The 15,542-nt window shown below is 41.5% G+C and carries 15 protein-coding genes; 10 read left to right on the forward strand and 5 right to left on the reverse strand.

Features of this window, described 5'->3' with window-relative positions; genetic code table 11:
* The first annotated feature begins 62 nt into the window (after nucleotides 1-62).
* Genes UYC_RS0121755 through UYC_RS0121770 form a run of 4 tightly spaced genes read left to right on the forward strand, consistent with a single transcriptional unit; the run spans nucleotide 63 to nucleotide 4,081 of the window.
* The gene (locus UYC_RS0121755) at nucleotides 63-908 is read left to right on the forward strand and encodes an ABC transporter permease (RefSeq protein ID WP_016879655.1); all 846 of its coding nucleotides are present in this window, start codon (nucleotides 63-65) and stop codon (nucleotides 906-908) included.
* Nucleotides 905-2,212, forward strand: coding sequence for an ABC transporter ATP-binding protein (locus tag UYC_RS0121760; protein ID WP_016875190.1), 1,308 nt, complete (start codon nucleotides 905-907; stop codon nucleotides 2,210-2,212). The genes UYC_RS0121755 and UYC_RS0121760 overlap by 4 nt, the downstream gene beginning before the upstream one ends.
* A gap of 46 nt (nucleotides 2,213-2,258) precedes the next feature.
* A complete protein-coding gene (locus UYC_RS0121765) occupies nucleotides 2,259-3,179 on the forward strand; it encodes a glycosyltransferase family 2 protein (RefSeq protein ID WP_016875189.1) in 921 nt (306 codons plus the stop codon).
* On the forward strand, nucleotides 3,179-4,081 hold the full coding sequence (locus UYC_RS0121770) for a glycosyltransferase family 2 protein (protein ID WP_016875188.1): 903 nt from the start codon (nucleotides 3,179-3,181) through the stop codon (nucleotides 4,079-4,081). Before UYC_RS0121765 ends, UYC_RS0121770 begins: the two co-directional genes overlap by 1 nt.
* Nucleotides 4,082-4,307: 226 nt before the next feature.
* On the opposite strand, the gene UYC_RS0121775 is transcribed toward UYC_RS0121770, so the two are convergent.
* Together UYC_RS0121775 and UYC_RS37995 are read right to left on the reverse strand one after the other, a co-directional pair.
* Complete coding sequence (locus tag UYC_RS0121775; RefSeq protein WP_016875187.1) at nucleotides 4,308-4,586, reverse strand: hypothetical protein; 279 nt, start codon at nucleotides 4,584-4,586, stop codon at nucleotides 4,308-4,310.
* Between the two features lie 269 nt (nucleotides 4,587-4,855).
* Nucleotides 4,856-4,993 carry a hypothetical protein gene (locus UYC_RS37995; RefSeq protein ID WP_157171263.1) on the reverse strand — a complete coding sequence of 46 codons (138 nt, stop codon included), beginning with the start codon at nucleotides 4,991-4,993 and terminating at the stop codon, nucleotides 4,856-4,858.
* Nucleotides 4,994-5,260: 267 nt separating this feature from the next.
* Here UYC_RS37995 and UYC_RS0121780 point away from each other — a divergent pair, with 267 nt between their 5' ends.
* On the forward strand, nucleotides 5,261-5,818 hold the full coding sequence (locus UYC_RS0121780) for an Imm42 family immunity protein (RefSeq protein WP_016875186.1): 558 nt from the start codon (nucleotides 5,261-5,263) through the stop codon (nucleotides 5,816-5,818).
* 56 nt (nucleotides 5,819-5,874) lie between these two features.
* On the opposite strand, the gene UYC_RS0121785 is transcribed toward UYC_RS0121780, so the two are convergent.
* Nucleotides 5,875-7,044 carry a M28 family peptidase gene (locus UYC_RS0121785; RefSeq protein WP_016875185.1) on the reverse strand — a complete coding sequence of 390 codons (1,170 nt, stop codon included), beginning with the start codon at nucleotides 7,042-7,044 and terminating at the stop codon, nucleotides 5,875-5,877.
* Between the two features lie 216 nt (nucleotides 7,045-7,260).
* Between UYC_RS0121785 and UYC_RS0121790 the strand changes: the two genes are divergently transcribed.
* Both UYC_RS0121790 and UYC_RS0121795 read left to right on the forward strand, forming a co-directional pair.
* On the forward strand, nucleotides 7,261-8,487 hold the full coding sequence (locus tag UYC_RS0121790) for an urease accessory protein UreH domain-containing protein (protein WP_026087487.1): 1,227 nt from the start codon (nucleotides 7,261-7,263) through the stop codon (nucleotides 8,485-8,487).
* A 406-nt stretch (nucleotides 8,488-8,893) separates the two neighbouring features.
* Nucleotides 8,894-9,529 carry a hypothetical protein gene (locus UYC_RS0121795; protein ID WP_016875183.1) on the forward strand — a complete coding sequence of 212 codons (636 nt, stop codon included), beginning with the start codon at nucleotides 8,894-8,896 and terminating at the stop codon, nucleotides 9,527-9,529.
* A gap of 143 nt (nucleotides 9,530-9,672) precedes the next feature.
* Here the strand turns inward: UYC_RS0121795 and galE are convergent, their stop codons facing one another.
* The gene (galE, locus tag UYC_RS0121800) at nucleotides 9,673-10,671 is read right to left on the reverse strand and encodes a UDP-glucose 4-epimerase GalE (RefSeq protein ID WP_016875182.1); all 999 of its coding nucleotides are present in this window, start codon (nucleotides 10,669-10,671) and stop codon (nucleotides 9,673-9,675) included.
* 290 nt (nucleotides 10,672-10,961) lie between these two features.
* On the opposite strand from galE, the gene fraI reads away from it, so the two are divergent.
* Both fraI and UYC_RS0121810 read left to right on the forward strand, forming a co-directional pair.
* Nucleotides 10,962-11,609: a septal nanopore formation protein FraI gene (fraI, locus tag UYC_RS0121805; RefSeq protein ID WP_016875181.1), complete on the forward strand. Its 648-nt coding sequence runs from the start codon at nucleotides 10,962-10,964 to the stop codon at nucleotides 11,607-11,609.
* A gap of 140 nt (nucleotides 11,610-11,749) precedes the next feature.
* Nucleotides 11,750-13,501, forward strand: a complete 1,752-nt coding sequence (locus UYC_RS0121810) for an ABC transporter ATP-binding protein (RefSeq protein WP_016875180.1) — start codon at nucleotides 11,750-11,752, stop codon at nucleotides 13,499-13,501.
* A gap of 223 nt (nucleotides 13,502-13,724) precedes the next feature.
* Here the strand turns inward: UYC_RS0121810 and UYC_RS0121815 are convergent, their stop codons facing one another.
* Complete coding sequence (locus UYC_RS0121815; RefSeq protein ID WP_016875179.1) at nucleotides 13,725-14,402, reverse strand: sugar transferase; 678 nt, start codon at nucleotides 14,400-14,402, stop codon at nucleotides 13,725-13,727.
* Between the two features lie 604 nt (nucleotides 14,403-15,006).
* Here UYC_RS0121815 and UYC_RS0121820 point away from each other — a divergent pair.
* A complete protein-coding gene (locus UYC_RS0121820) occupies nucleotides 15,007-15,306 on the forward strand; it encodes a hypothetical protein (RefSeq protein WP_016875178.1) in 300 nt (99 codons plus the stop codon).
* Nucleotides 15,307-15,542 lie beyond the last annotated feature (236 nt).

Raw genomic sequence — 15,542 nt, forward strand, 5'->3', positions numbered from 1 at the left:
AAGAAAAGATTATGGATAATGCCGTGAAAAGGATAAGGAAAAAGCACGAGGACAGATTGCAGATGCTGCCGGAGGTAATTTACACGCCAGAGAGTTTGCTCAGGCATCCTTTGCTATTATTCAGACTCATGTGGCGAGATTTGCTAGCTTCTAGAGAACTGGCTTGGCGATTGATGGTACGAGATATTAGCGCCCAGTATCGCCAGTCAGTTCTAGGTTTTGCTTGGGCTTTTTTACCGCCAATTGTGATGGCAGCAGGATTTACTCTGGCAAATGATGCAAAGGTGATTAATGTTGGGGTAACAGATTTTCCTTATCCAGTTTATGTGATGTTTAGCACGGCTTTGTGGCAGACTTTTGTAGAAGCATTAAACGGCCCTGTGCAAGCGGTGACTGTAGCAAAACCAATGTTAGCCAGAGTCAATTTTCCGCGAGAGGCAATTATTTTAGCAAAGCTGGGTGAGGTGTTTTTTAACTTTGCCATCAAGCTGATTTTGATAGCGGCTTTTTTTATTTGGTTTCGGGTGCCTGTCAGTTGGACAGTTATTTTAGCTCCCGTGGCTTTAATTCACCTGATTTTGCTAGGAACATTCATTGGTACTTTACTATCTCCATTGGGGATACTATATCAGGATGTGTCAAAGGGACTGACAATGGTGACAGGTTTTTGGCTTTTCCTAACTCCAGTCATTTATCCTCTGCCAACTAGTGGAACCTTTGGTTTATTGGTAAAACTCAATCCTGTCACTCCTTTATTGGTAACAACACGAGAATTGGCAACCACTGGAGTGATATCAAATGCTTATGGATTTTGGATTGTTAGTGCTATTACCTTGGTTGGCTTACTATTAACGTGGGTAGCGTTTCGTCTGGCGATGCCTTTTGTGATTGAGAGGGTGAGTTCATGATCGTAAGTGGAATAACTGATACAGAAACTGCTACTCAATCTACAGATGATGATGTACTTATCTCAGTTGAGAATGTTTCTAAAAAGTTTTGTCGGGATTTAAAGCAGTCCTTATTTTACGGTGTTCAAGATATCGCTACAGAGTTGGTAGGGGGACGCCGCAAGAGTGATGTGCTGAGAGCGGGAGAATTCTGGGCACTTAAGGATGTTAATTTTCAAATCCGGCGGGGAGAGGCGCTAGGTTTGGTAGGGGCGAATGGAGCTGGTAAAAGTACGCTGCTACGAATTATTAGTGGTTTGATTAAGCCAGATACTGGCTCTGTCAAGGTTAGGGGTAGGTTGGCTCCTTTGATTGCATTAGGAGCTGGATTTAACCCAATCCTCACTGGCAGAGAAAATATTTATGCAAATATGTCAATTTTAGGTTTATCCACAAAAGAAATTAAGGAGAAATTTGAAGATGTAGTAGAGTTTGCAGAAATTGCGGATGCCATTGATGCACCAGTGCAAACTTATAGTTCTGGCATGGCGGCACGGTTAGGATTTGCTTGTGCAGTTCATATCGAGCCAGATATTTTGTTGATTGATGAAGTGCTTTCTGTCGGAGATATAAAATTTAAAGTCAAGTGTCATAACAAGTTAGCAAAACTGCGGGAAAAAGGTACAGCTTTTGTGCTGGTTTCTCATAATTCTCACAGCGTATTAAATATATGTAATCATTCACTTTATCTTGCAAAAGGTAAGTTAATTTTAGCCGGAGAAACAGAATCAGTCATTCGGAAATACGAAGAAGACCTCTATTTAAATGGAACGAAAAATATTTTAGGGTCAATGGTATTGCCAGAAAAACCTGAAAGAGAAAGTTTGGGAATAGACATTCTTGCCATACATTTTCAGGATGACCAAGGGAATGTGATTTCAGAACCAATGACTGGTGAGTCTGTTACTCTGTGTGTAAAATGCAAAGCTTATAAAAAAGTTGATAATGCAAATTTAGGAATTTTAGTTAAAGCTTTAGCAGGAGAAAATGAGAATATATTGTATCTGACTTCAGCGAGTGATAATGAGCCTTTAAAAATATCTCCAGGCATAGTAGAGATTCAGATGCGAATGCCCTACTGTGGTTTAATTCCTGGTGTTTACACTTCCAAAATTTACATCAGAGAAGGGGTACGCTCCTTCGATATAGTTGAATCTTTTAGATTTATGGTGAGAGCAAGTAAAAACATCAGTAAATGTTTGTTTTATCAACCAAGAAATTGGAATGTTATCAGTCATGCAGTTACGGAAACAATACATGATTAAACAAGGTTAATCTGATCGCATAATTCCAAAAACTAAGATCCGGAAAATGAGCAATCCTCTACTCAGCATCATTATCCCAACGCGCGATCGCCCTCACTTACTACCCCGCGCTGTCAAAAGTGCCTTGGAACAGACTGTGGACGATTTAGAAGTCATTGTCGTAGATGACTGTTCAGCGCAGCCAGTTAAGTTACCACAGGAGCCACGGCTGCGGCTTTTACGCCTTGATACCTCTCGCGGTGGCGCAGGAGCGCGCAACGTTGGCACTGAAGCGGCGCGAAGTCGTTGGATTACATACCTCGACGACGACGATCGCCTCCTTCCCCACATGGCAGAGGTGTCTCTCAAGGCGCTGGCTGAAACAACACTACCATCACCTGTAGCTGTCATCTCCGGCATAGAAGTGGTGAACGCCGAAGGAGAAGTCATCAACAAACGCCTTCCGCCTCCATTTCGAGCTAGAGGCGCTCACTTTTTTCTGGAGGAGCCAGAACCTGGTAGTTCTTACAACACCAAACAAACTCTGGTTGTAGAGCGCGAGGTTATTCGTCAAATCGGCGGTTGGGACGAGTTATTTCGCTCTCGCGTCCATTCTGAACTGTTTCTGCGGCTCAACCCAGCCTGTTCTATTATTGGTGTGCCTATCATTACTTACCAACTATATACTTACGAGGGAAATCGCGTATCTCGCAATCCGTCTCTGCGTCAGGAAAGCTTTCACAGAATGATTGCCAAGCATCAGGAGTTGTTTAAAGCACATCCCAAGATGTTTGCTAACTTTGTATACGAACACGCCCGTATGTCATACAAACTTGGTCAAAAAGAAGCAGCTTTGTCCAGCTTATTTTGGGCGATGCGGCTAGATCCACTGCATACCCTCACCCAAGTTGCCATACCCTTCAAAGAAAGACTGCAAAAATATATTTCCCCTGAACGTATCAGTAAATTTAAAAAATACAAGTTCTAATGGCACAAGAACTACTTTTATTTTCAATTATTATCCCCACCTACAATCGTCCAGAGCGACTTGCTACCTGTCTTGAGTCTCTGGTGCGCTTAGAATATCCCCGTGCTGACTTTGAGGTAATTGTAGTTGATGATGGTAGTCAAGTGTCTTTGGAACCTGTTATCGCTCGTTTCCAAGAACAGCTTAACCTGAAGTTTCTCAGGCAAGATAATACTGGCCCGGCAAAAGCACGTAATACAGGTGCTGCACAAGCACTAGGAAAGTTCCTAGCTTTCACTGACGATGACTGTATGCCTGCGCCTGATTGGTTGACAAATTTAGCTGCTCGTTTTGCTACAGCAGACAATAGCATGATTGGTGGTCGAACTCTCAACGCGCTTCCTGAAAATCTGTATTCCACCGCCAGCCAAGTACTGATAGATTATCTTTATAAATACTACAACACTAACTCTCATCAAGTCAGCTTCTTTGCCTCCAACAACCTAGCATTGCCAGCAGTTCTCTTCCACACTCTGGGCGGCTTTGACACTACCTTTCCTTTGGCTGCGGGAGAAGATCGGGAATTTTGCGATCGCTGGTTGCATCACGGTTATAGGATGATTTACGCCCCAGAAGTTCATGTCTATCATGCCCATAAGCTCACCCTATCTACATTCTGGCGTCAGCATTTTAACTATGGACGCGGTGCTTTCTGTTTTCACGCTCGCAGATCTCAACGTAGCGAAGGGCGTATTAAAGTTGAGCCATTGAAATTCTATTTTAATTTGTTGACGTATCCGTTGTTACAACAATCTAGTCAGCCAGGAATATTAGTTTCAGTATTGTTTGTAGTGTCGCAGGTGGCTAATGTAGCAGGATTTTTTAGAGAACGTTTGACTCAACCCTCACAACAGCTCAATTGATACTAATAAAATTTCACCTTAATCACGATACACATATAATTTTGTAGAGACGCGATATATCGCGTCTCTACACAGTCTATTAACCTCTCCCCATATAGGCTAAGGTGTACATACAATTCGGAAAAACTCATCCACATTAGCCTTGAATCTAGTTAAGATAGTGCGTTGCGCTACGCGACAACACATCCTACAAAACTATCCCTTATTTATCCCTTCTGCCTTCTACTTACTTCGTATTTAAAATTACGGCTCGCTTGAGATACAGGCGATGAACTCCAGAGTTATCAGCATACAAAGAACTTTCTTCCTGATTCTGATTTACTACGGGAATTAAGATTTGGAGTAGCAATGGTGTCCAAATCCCAATACATATTGAAGCCAAAATTACTCTTAATATATTGACGCTACTTTTACGAGAAATCTTTTGATTTGACTTTGGTAATGCTTTTTTGCTACAAACCGTCTGGGCAGACCAGAAATGTTCATCAAAATTGTAGTAACTCACTGATAAATTCTCCCCCTGATTTGCTTACCTGTACATAAAATGCTTTTTCTCTCTGGCATTGTATAAATTAAAGCTGATCTACGCTAGTGTCAGACGTAACAAATACAACTGTAACTTTAGTGTGAAGGTTTCCTGTGACTAACATCATGGGCTGTAGATATAGCAGGTGATAGGGTTAAAAGTCTTTTGGTGTCTAAGTTTTATCATCTAATGATGAAGTTGGTTCATCTGCTAGGACTAATTTTAGTTGAGCTACTAAAGCACGAGCGTTAGTGAAGTTCCTCTGTTCGCCGTTGGGCGTAGCCCTTGCCGCAGGCTAGGCGTTCCCGAAGGGTAGGAGGTTCGCTACTCGTTGCTTTCTGTAGCGATCGCAGTCCCCCAACAGGGCAAACGCATCTAATTTTCATAAACTAAACATGTTTGAGTTAAAGGCTTGCAAAATCACCTTCCCAGTAATGCGATCGCTATTTTTAATTAGCAATCACTAAAAATTCTGCGATTGTAATTTTTGATTTAAGCTTCATCCACAACAGTCTAAAACCTTTTATTGTCACCAGAAGTTTGATATTAAATTATTTTTCTGCAAAAGACTAGTTGCTAGTGTTAGAAGTGACGTTGGAGATGAAATAAGAAATATTACTGACTATGCTTTGAAGGTGTTTAGGAGTTAAAACGTGAGTATTTTTGGGGATAAATCGAGCTTTGCTATTGAGTGTCAAGTCTCACGTGTGATTGATGGTCAAACATTTGCTCACCTTCGGTTATGGGTTGGAGGAAAGCCCATCGGTGACTATGAAGATGAAATAGTTTTATCCAGCTGTATCAGCTATTTGTTAGATTTCTTAAAGTTTACTGGCGATAGATATGAGCCTAATTTAGATGAAAAGTCTAAAGAAGAAGTTTTTCAGTTGATTTTTGATTCAGTTGTTTACACAATTCCAACTGGGATAACAACTTTGAGTGAAATAGTTTCAATTTATAATTCATCTAATGATAAAGCTCAACTTCTCTATGAGAATATTGAAAGACGCTTCCATTTAGATTCATTTGGCATGTCTTCTTTCTCAGATAAATTTAATCTAATTCTTGTTGAAACTAAAAGTGGTAAGCAGAGGTTAATATGGAGAGCACTTTCTGATATGAAAATACACGAGGCGCTTCTAGAGCCAAAGAGTTTTGAAGCTATAGCCAATCAATTTTTAGTATGGGCAGAATCTCAAATAAGGTTATAAGGTCAATAAATCAAGCAATGTATTGCTTTTTCATCACTCCTGATGTTCTGAGTATTTCACGAATTTGATTTTGGTGTATCTAAAGCTTTTTGATTTTCTAAGAAAACCGTAGTAGCATTGACAACAACCTGTGCTGCTCCTGTAAAAAAATTACGGTCTATAGTCTTTGGTGTATCGCTGGGTTGATGGTAGTGTGGGCTGCGTAGATTGGCAGTATCTGTCACCAATACTGCACCCACTCCTTGTAGCCAGAATGGAGCATGATCGCTACGGAGGGTATCTGGTATGAGCAAGCCCTTGAACGGAACTGGTAAGGTAAATATGGGTGGTAGAGAAATTGACGCGGAGGCACCCAGATGCGGAGACACGGAGATATTTTTGTTATCAAAACTGCGCTTGTTTTCTGGCTTGACTGCAACTGAATTTAAATATTGAAAAACGTTGAGCAGTGGCAAATTTTCTGTATCACCGACTACAGCTAAAAAATCACCTTTATCGCTGGGTGGTGTAATAGGCAAACCCGCAGGATACTTCTGACAGCCTGGAGTGTGGCAAGCGTAGCCCACCATATCCATAACAATGACGCCGCGTAGATTCTTCAATAAGTGTGCGGTTTTGGTAACAAAAGCTCTGCTACCCAACAATCCTGCTTCTTCTTTGTCAAAAAACACTAATTGTAAAGTTCTTGGTGTTGGACGAGAACCCAAAAGTCGGGCAATTTCTAAAAGCACGGCAACACCACTAGCATTATCATCAGCACCGGGAGAGATGGCAACGGTATCGTAATGTGCACCAACGAGAATAGCTCCTGCTTGTTTGTCAGTGCCTTTTCGTTCTGCAAATACATTTACACCCTCAGAGAACTTTTGTAATTGGGATTTCCAGCCTAATTTTTTTAGTTCCCTGGTAATGTACGTGCGGGTACGCGATCGCTCTGCATCGGTATAACGCTTGAAGTTTAAATTTTGAACATGGGCAAACAGCTTGTTGGCAGATACTTGGGGAGCAGATGACGCAAAGAGCACCAGACGCGGTGACGCGGAGAGAGAAACATTCCCCGTGTCTCCACCTCCCCGTGTCCCCTTGTCCTCTTTCCCTAAGTGCGGATTTTCAACTTTAATAGTTTCAATGACCGATGGTTGCTCACCTTGTCTGAGAAATCCGCTACCAACAACAGCCGCAAATGCCACCAGTATTGCCAGCACCAGCCAAATCCACTTTTTCATCTGATTTTTCCGTGCCTTCCTGATTTAGGATAGCGCTTGACTCAAGTTTGACAACTTGTCTTTTGACAGAGTTGAAAATTTACTTTAAAGTTCCTCATGATTGGCTATGCCCACGAAATTTTTCGCAACAATTGGACTAGCTGATTTTACATAACAAGTAAAAATTTTAAGAATTGCTAATCGTAAAATGTTCTCGATTAGCCATTAGCCGCCAATATGCTAGATTATTTGCTCATCATATCTTTGGGGTTTCTAGGAAGTTTTGGACACTGCTTGGGGATGTGTGGCCCTTTAGCTGTAGCATTTTCTCTATCTCATCAACAAGAAACTCTCAATTGGCGGCAGCAATTAACATTTCATACTTTGCTTAACTTCGGCAGACTACTGAGCTACACCCTTGTTGGTGCTGGGATTGGCGCGTTAGGTTCTGTTTTGCTCAAGAGTGGACAAATTGCGGGAATTGGTAGTGATTTACGCCAATGGATTGCAATTATCACTGGCATGATGTTGATTTGGTTTGGGCTAGGACAAATCAAACCAGACTTTTTGCCTCGAATACCAGTATTGCACCCCTTGTTGAAAGGAGGTTTACACAACCGCTTGAGTGCGGGGATGGTTAAACTTTCCCTCAAAAGCAAATGGTGGACACCAGCAGCTTTAGGTATGACTTGGGGTTTAATGCCTTGTGGTTTCCTCTATGCTGCCCAAATTAAAGCTGCGGAAACAGGCAATTTGTGGATGGGTGCAGCAACGATGCTGGCTTTTGGCATCGGAACCCTACCCACGATGTTAGGTGTTGGTGTTTCTACATCGTTGGTAAGTAAAGACAGGCGCAGTCAGTTGTTTCGCTTAGGTGGTTGGGTAACTCTCACCATTGGTGTACTTACACTGCTGCGGACGGGCGACACAATGGTAGATTACACTGGACACGCGGCGCTAATATTGTTAATGCTGGCGCTGATTGCTCGTCCTGTAAGCGGTTTGTGGGCTGCTCCCTTGCGTTATCGTCGTGCTTTGGGAGTAGGCGCTTTTGTGCTTTCTGTTGCTCACACTACCCACATGATAGAACACTCGCTGCAATGGAATTTTGCTGCCTTCTGGTTTTTGCCGCCAGATTTTCAGTGGGGAATGGCTGCGGGTGTGGTGGCACTGGTGTTGATGACTCCCGCCGCATTAACAAGTTTTGATTCATTGCAAAAGATTTTGGGCAAGCGTTGGCGGCAAATTCATTTATTGAGCATACCGGCTTTGGTATTGGCTACCATTCATACAATTATGATTGGCTCGCATTACCTGGGTTCTTTGCGATTAACAGATTTCAATAAATTAGCATCAGTACTGTTGGTAATAATTACTCTTGGTGTATTGATAGTGAGAAACCGTTTTTTTTGGTCGATGCTATCTTTAGAAAAATTTTACGTACCGTTGAGTAAGTCACGTTAAATTTATACAATTTTGATTTAAATTAAAATATAAAAAGGCGTCTATACATTGATGAAAAATATACAAGTATCTGGTCAAATTTAGTTTAGAAAATGGTCAATTTTTACGCACAAGTTATGGAATAATAAACCGCAGAGGACACGGAGAACACTGATTAAAGAGGATTTTAGAGAAATTTTCCGTAAACCTTAATGGTGATAATCTGAAAATAACAAATGTTTAAATAATAAAATACAAAAAATAATTTCAAGAATCCTTATTCGACTAAAAATTTGCTTGTATGGCAATAATTTTGTAATGATATTCTCTATGTTCAAAAATAAGTGTTTCACATTAGGGAGGATTTGATTTGCCGTTCTCAAATGCAGTCGCATTTTCACTTTCATCAGAGGCTACTACCTCCACAATGCTCAGACAAAGTTTGTTACAAGGCACTTCTCGGCACTGTCATGTAACGGCAAAGTATGTATTATCACTACTGTTATTTGTTAATTTTATTTCTCCTCATTCCACTGCATCTGCCCATCAAGTGAAAACGACAAGGGATGTGGGTGCAATTCTCCACATAGAACCAAATGACAATCCTCGCGCTGGGGAACGGACAAAAGCATGGTTTGCCTTGACTCGCAAAGGCGGTAAGGTGATTCGATTAGCAGAGTGCAATTGTCAGTTGCAGGTTTACGCAGAACCTCATGCCTCTGGAGAACCTCCTCTGTTGGAACCTGCATTACAAGCATTGACTGCGGAGCGCTACCAGGGAGTACCTGGCACAGAAATTACATTTCCCAGGCAAGGCAATTACCAATTACAACTGCGCGGTAAACCCAAAACAGGGGCAAGTTTTAAACCTTTTGAATTAAAGTTTAATGTTACTGTGGCAGCTGGTAATGAAGTGTCAGAAAACGTGCAAGGTACGCAGGATGTGAATCAGAATTTTACACAGGCACGAACTTCTGGTTTGCCGTTTTGGGCGATCGCTTCTTTCGGTCTTATTATAGTTGGTGTTTTTCTCGCCGTAGTACAACAATTAAATAGGGAGTAGGTTGTATGGCTTTGGCGCGGAATAATCAAGCACCAATAAAAGGGCATCCCTTGTGGATGCCCCTACCATTTAAGTACTCACACAAAATTAATTACACACATTATTTTGCTGTTCCCCCAACCCTATCCCCTTTTCCCTATCTGTTATTGATGTCGTTTTTGATGCCACTGCCATGCATGGGTGATAATTTCCGACAGGGCTGAGTACTGTGGTTGCCAGCCTAAAATTTTTCGGGCTTTATCGCCACTGCCAATTAAAGCTGGTGGATCGCCAGGGCGGCGATCGCACTCCACTACTTTAATATCTCTGCCTGTTACTTGCTTGGCGGTTTCAATGACTTCTTTGACAGAGAAGCCGTTGCCATTTCCTAAGTTAAAAGCTTCGCTGTTACCGCCTTTTAATAAATATTCCAAGCCCAAAACGTGAGCGTCTGCTAAATCGCTGACGTGGATATAATCTCGAACACAGGTGCCGTCTGGTGTGGGGTAATCGGTGCCAAAAACTGAAATAGATTCGCGCTTACCTAAAGCCGCCAACAATACTAAAGGAATCAAATGAGTTTCTGGATTGTGATCTTCTCCTAACAAACCACTCGGATCTGCGCCTGCGGCATTGAAATAGCGGAAACTTACTGATTTGAAATCGTAAGCGACATCAAAATCAGCAAGAATTTGCTCTACCATCAGCTTGCTATTGCCATAGGGATTGATGGGCTTTTGAGGATGATCTTCTGGGATGGGTACGACATTTGGAACCCCATAGGTTGCGCAAGTGGAAGAAAAGACAAATTTCTTGACAGAGGCATCACACATTGCCTCTAACAATGTCAGGGTGCCGACAACATTATTGCGGTAGTACTTGGCTGGATCGACAACTGATTCTCCCACATAGGCATAGGCAGAAAAGTGCATTACAGCTGCAATATCGTGGCTTTGAAATAACTTATCCAACAGGGGGCGATCGCCTGTATCTCCCACTATCAGTTCTACATCTAAAACTTTTTCTACCAATTCACGGTGCCCGTACACTAAATTATCAAGAATTACCACCTCGTAACCTGCTCGCTTCAAAGCAAGTACTGCATGGGAGCCGATATATCCAGCCCCGCCTGTAACCAAAATAGTGGGCTTTCCAGGCGACATAGTTTTTCCTTGTAATTAAACAACTACTCAATTAAATTAATTTACCTGAACAGGATTACTGATCTAGAAGATTACAAATATTGCAGTCAGTTGAAAAAAATTGCTCTAAAATCACTACGACGGTAGTCTTGATGTGAAGGATAGTCATCCGCCTGCGGAAATATCCTTTCATGAAGTGACGTTGTGGGGTATTTGCAGTTAGTGACTGTGCGATTACAATTTGACGGTAAAATAACTCAATTTTCCAAAACAATTAGGCTGACCGCACGAAAAAATGTGAGAGTTAATCTATGTTTATATTGTTAAGCCGGGTACTTCTGTGGCTGCTGCTGATAGCGATTTTAGTCACTTTGTTTCAAAGATTTTATCCTTCAGGGACTTTTGTCGGACGCTTGCTTTTAGTCGTTCTATTCCTGATTATCTTACTATCGTTTATTAACCCCAACGAACCAGCTGTCGCCTCACTATGGAGGGTAGTTTCTTTTCCCCTCAAGCCTTTGGGAGCGTCACTTTTGCTGTTAATTCTTGCTGCCCAGAAGATTAAAGCTGGAGCGATAGATAAACCAGGAGGAATCTACTTAGCTTGGGCGTTAACAATTATGCTGTTAGCAAGCACTCCAGCTGTCGCTTACTTTTTGGTGCGATCGCCTGTAGCAACGGCAAGTAATCTCAACCAAGCCCTCACTTCCACTCTATCTCCAACACTAGTGGCATTCAAACAAGACTCGACTGTGGCTAGCGTGTCAGATGTAGGAAGCAGCATTCTGTCTCCCACAGCAGTTTCACCTTATTTGTTGCAAACTCCTAATGACATACCCAGGCGCGGATTGCGGTTAGAAGATTTTGTGCCAAATGCTGAAACACTTTCGCTAACAACGCGAGTTTGGGAAAGTTATCTTAATCAAGTTTATTTTTTCTTGCGCGGACGCCAACCGTAAGTTTAAAAAAACTGGCTCTAAAAAAGGTCATAATGTTACTTTTGTAGCTGAGTGACCTTTTTTTATTTTATATTTCTGTCGGTAGCTACAAAATGCCAGATTTTGGCTTACTCTACGATTAAAAAAGTGCAATTGCTGGAATGGCAAAAACGCGACGCCTTGCTAAACTTGGTGCCTATTTACGTCCTCATTGGCGGGATGCAACATTAGGTATATTTGCTTTGTTAACTGTGAACGGATTGGGTGTTTACATACCTTTATTAATTCGTTCGGCTGTTGACAAACTCTCGGCAGCTTTTAGCTTTAACCAATTACTAAATTATGTAGTACCCATTGTCTTACTTACTTCGGCAATGTGGCTAATTCGCATGGCTTCCCGCATTTGGATTTTTGGTGTGGGGCGTCAGGTAGAGTTTGAACTCAAACAACGAATTTTTGAACACTTACTAAAGTTGGAACCAGCCTACTTTGTGACTAACACGGCTGGTGATTTAATCAGTCGTGCTACTAGTGATGTAGACAATATCCGGCGATTGTTGGGTTTTGCTGTGCTGAGTTTGGCAAATACGGTGTTTGCCTATGCTTTGACGCTGCCAGTCATGCTCTCTATCAGTGTGGATCTAACTGTCTTCTCGTTGGCAGTTTATCCGTTCATGTTTTTGGTGGTACATTTATTTAGCGATCGCCTCCGCAACGAGCAGCTAGAAGTGCAGGATCGACTTTCTGATGCCAGCGACTTGATTCAAGAAGATATCAGCGGCATTGCCTTAATTAAAATCTATGCCCAAGAGGAAAATGAGCGTCGCGCCTTCGCTAAGAGAAATCAACAACTGTTGCAAGCTAATCTCAAACTAGCAAAAAGTCGAAATACGCTGTTTCCTTTGATTGGCGGGTTAGCTAATATCAGTTCGCTGGTGATTATCTTATTAGGAGCGACGAGGATTGCCTCTGGAGTGCTGGATATTGGAGACTTTGTGGCATTGCTGTTGTATGTGGAGCGCTTGGTTTTCCCTACTGCTTTATTAGGATTTACAATCACTGCCTATCAAAGAGGTGAAGTGAGTATAGATCGGATTGAGGCAATTTTAGGTGTCACGCCCAAAATTCAAGATGCATCAGATGCAGTTGAGTTGCCAACAGAGCAAGTAAAAGGAGAACTCACAGCTAAAAGTCTCAGTTACACTTACCCTGGTTCCGACACTCCCGCTTTAGATAACGTCAGCTTTAAGATTGCACCTGGAGAAACGGTAGCAATTGTGGGAGCTATTGGTTCCGGAAAATCTACTTTGGCTAATTGTTTGCCTAGATTATTGGATATTGGGAAGGAACAGCTATTTTTGGATGGGATCGACATTACTAAAATCAAGTTGCCAGATTTAAGAAGCGCGATCGCCTACGTACCTCAAGATAGTTTTCTCTTCAGTACCACGATTAAAAATAACGTTCGCTATGGCGATCCTGTTGCCAAGCAAGAAGAAGTAGAATCTGCCGCCGCAGTTGCCCAAATTGCTCCAGAAATCAGCATTTTTCCACAGCAATATGAAACTATTGTGGGTGAACGCGGTATCACTCTTTCTGGCGGACAACGACAGCGTACTGCCCTCGCACGGGCACTACTAGTGGATGCTCCCGTGTTAATTTTGGATGATGCCCTTTCCAGCGTTGATAATCAAACTGCAACAGCAATTCTCAACAATCTTTCTAGCGGCACAAAACGCAAAACCGTAGTTTTTATTACGCACCAGCTATCTGCTGCGGCGACTGCTGATCGAATTTTTGTGATGGATAAAGGCCAAATCGTACAAATAGGTACGCACAAAGATCTGCTTAAAGAACCAGGGCTGTATAGAATTTTATGGAGCCAGCATCAAGTCGAGGAATTACTGCATTAAATCTTCACTTGCCTGTGGTGAGTTTCGATTTTTGTAGAGATGTGCCATGGCACGTCTCTACAGATTTGTCTTTAGGTAAATCGCCTAACTAAAAACACAAATCCCCGACTTCTGGTGAGAAGTCGGGGATTTTGCAGGGCGCGTTTTACGTTTAATTTAGTTGTTCCATTTATTTCTTTAGGACACTTACGTAGAGATACAATGAACGACTAGAGTAGCTCCTTTAACAAGCTCCAATCCTGCCAAAGATGACATAAAAAGTTTTGGCAATCAACAGAATGTCATACAATGGATACCATTTTTTCTGATACTGCAAGTCTAAATCGACTATCTGTTCAAAATCCTTAACACGAGAACGCCCGTTAACTTGCCATTCACCTGTCAATCCTGGTTTGACATTTAAACGCTGCCAGTGACGCTGGTTGTAGTGCATCACTTCATCCGCCGTTGGCGGGCGTGTTCCCACTAAACTCATTTCACCAACTAAGACGTTCCAAAATTGAGGCAGTTCATCCAAGCTGGTACTCCGCAAAAACCGCCCGATTTTTGTGACGCGAAAGTCGTTTTTGTTCTTGAAAATCAACCCGTTTGCTTCGTTACTGACTAGAGACTTTAACCGCTCGGCATCAGTTACCATGGAACGGAATTTGCGGATACGAAATGGACGCCCTTGCAGTCCGTAGCGCTGTTGTGTAAAAAATATAGGGCCTGGACTATCAATTTTAATAGCGATCGCGATCGGTATAAATAAGATTGCTAGAACTAAAAGTCCTACTAAGCTACCTACTATATCTAAATAACGTTTAAATTTTGAACTAACCGAGGGGTGAACTACTAATTCTAATTTTTTAGTATTGGAAGTTGCACTTTCAACAACGGTTGTGAATGGTAATTGGTACATTGTCAAGCCGAATGTTGAGCTAATAATTTATTTTTACAAAGATTTACCTTTAGAATATAAGCTCACTATTCACTCAAGCACACAATTACAACCGTGTATTCACTGAATCTTCATCAAAATTCAGGGAAATGATTATTTTTGATAAAATTCGGATAAAGTCACTGGAATATCCCTTAGGGATGATGAATATCTACTTTTTATGTAGATACTGGGGATAGTTGTGTTATATTTTGCTATCAAAACATTGCGTATTTGAAGATTTAACGATTATCTTAGTTATTTATCAATAGCAGTTCTATTCCTTTATCTGGGGAGCGATCGCAAGCACCTACTTTTCTTAAGTGGCTTTTTTGGTTACTGAGCATAGCTGTGCTTAGTGGATATCATCAGTACTTTACTTGTGTGAAAGTCAACTAACGTACTTAGATATATTCCACAGTCGCATTTGCCATATATAGGCAATATCTAAACTAATAGCGTCATCAATCTAAAATACGTTGACAAAATCTGCTGAAACAGGCGTTTGTATTCAATTATTCAAAATATTTAAAAATCAAGTAAAAAAGTTTGCTGTCATTCATCTCAATTATTGAGGAGTTAAAAAATGGTTGTAGCAGAAGTAGAAGTGAAATTAGGTCGTTTAGAATCAATCGTTGAGCAAATTGGAGAAGCAGTACTCTCTACGACGGAGACAATTGAGCGTCTCGCATATAGAGTAGACAATCTCTCAGCTCAAGTTGAAGAACAGGGAAAACAAGTACAGCAACAAGGCTATCAAATTTTGGCATTGTGCGACGCGGTGCAAACTCTTGCTGAAATCCAAGATAATTCCCTGCAAAAACTCAGCCAACTTACACAATCTCTAGAACGTTTGATGACATTAGTTGAAGAGTCAGATGATTAACAATGAAGAGATTTGATTGGGAAAGAAATCAAGCCTTGGCGATTAGAAATCGCGGTTACACAATCAAAACCTGCCTGCGCAGGTTATTTTATCAAGTCTACGCATCATCTGGACTTTATTTGTATAGTACGTCTGATGTGAATTAAAATAGCAAGCAAAAATCATATTATAAAAATCGACCACAGATAAACACAGATGCACACGGATAATTTATCTGTGTTTATCTGTGTCCATCT

It is taken from the genome of Chlorogloeopsis fritschii PCC 6912, assembly GCF_000317285.1.
GTDB classification, from domain to species: Bacteria; Cyanobacteriota; Cyanobacteriia; order Cyanobacteriales; family Nostocaceae; genus Chlorogloeopsis; species Chlorogloeopsis fritschii.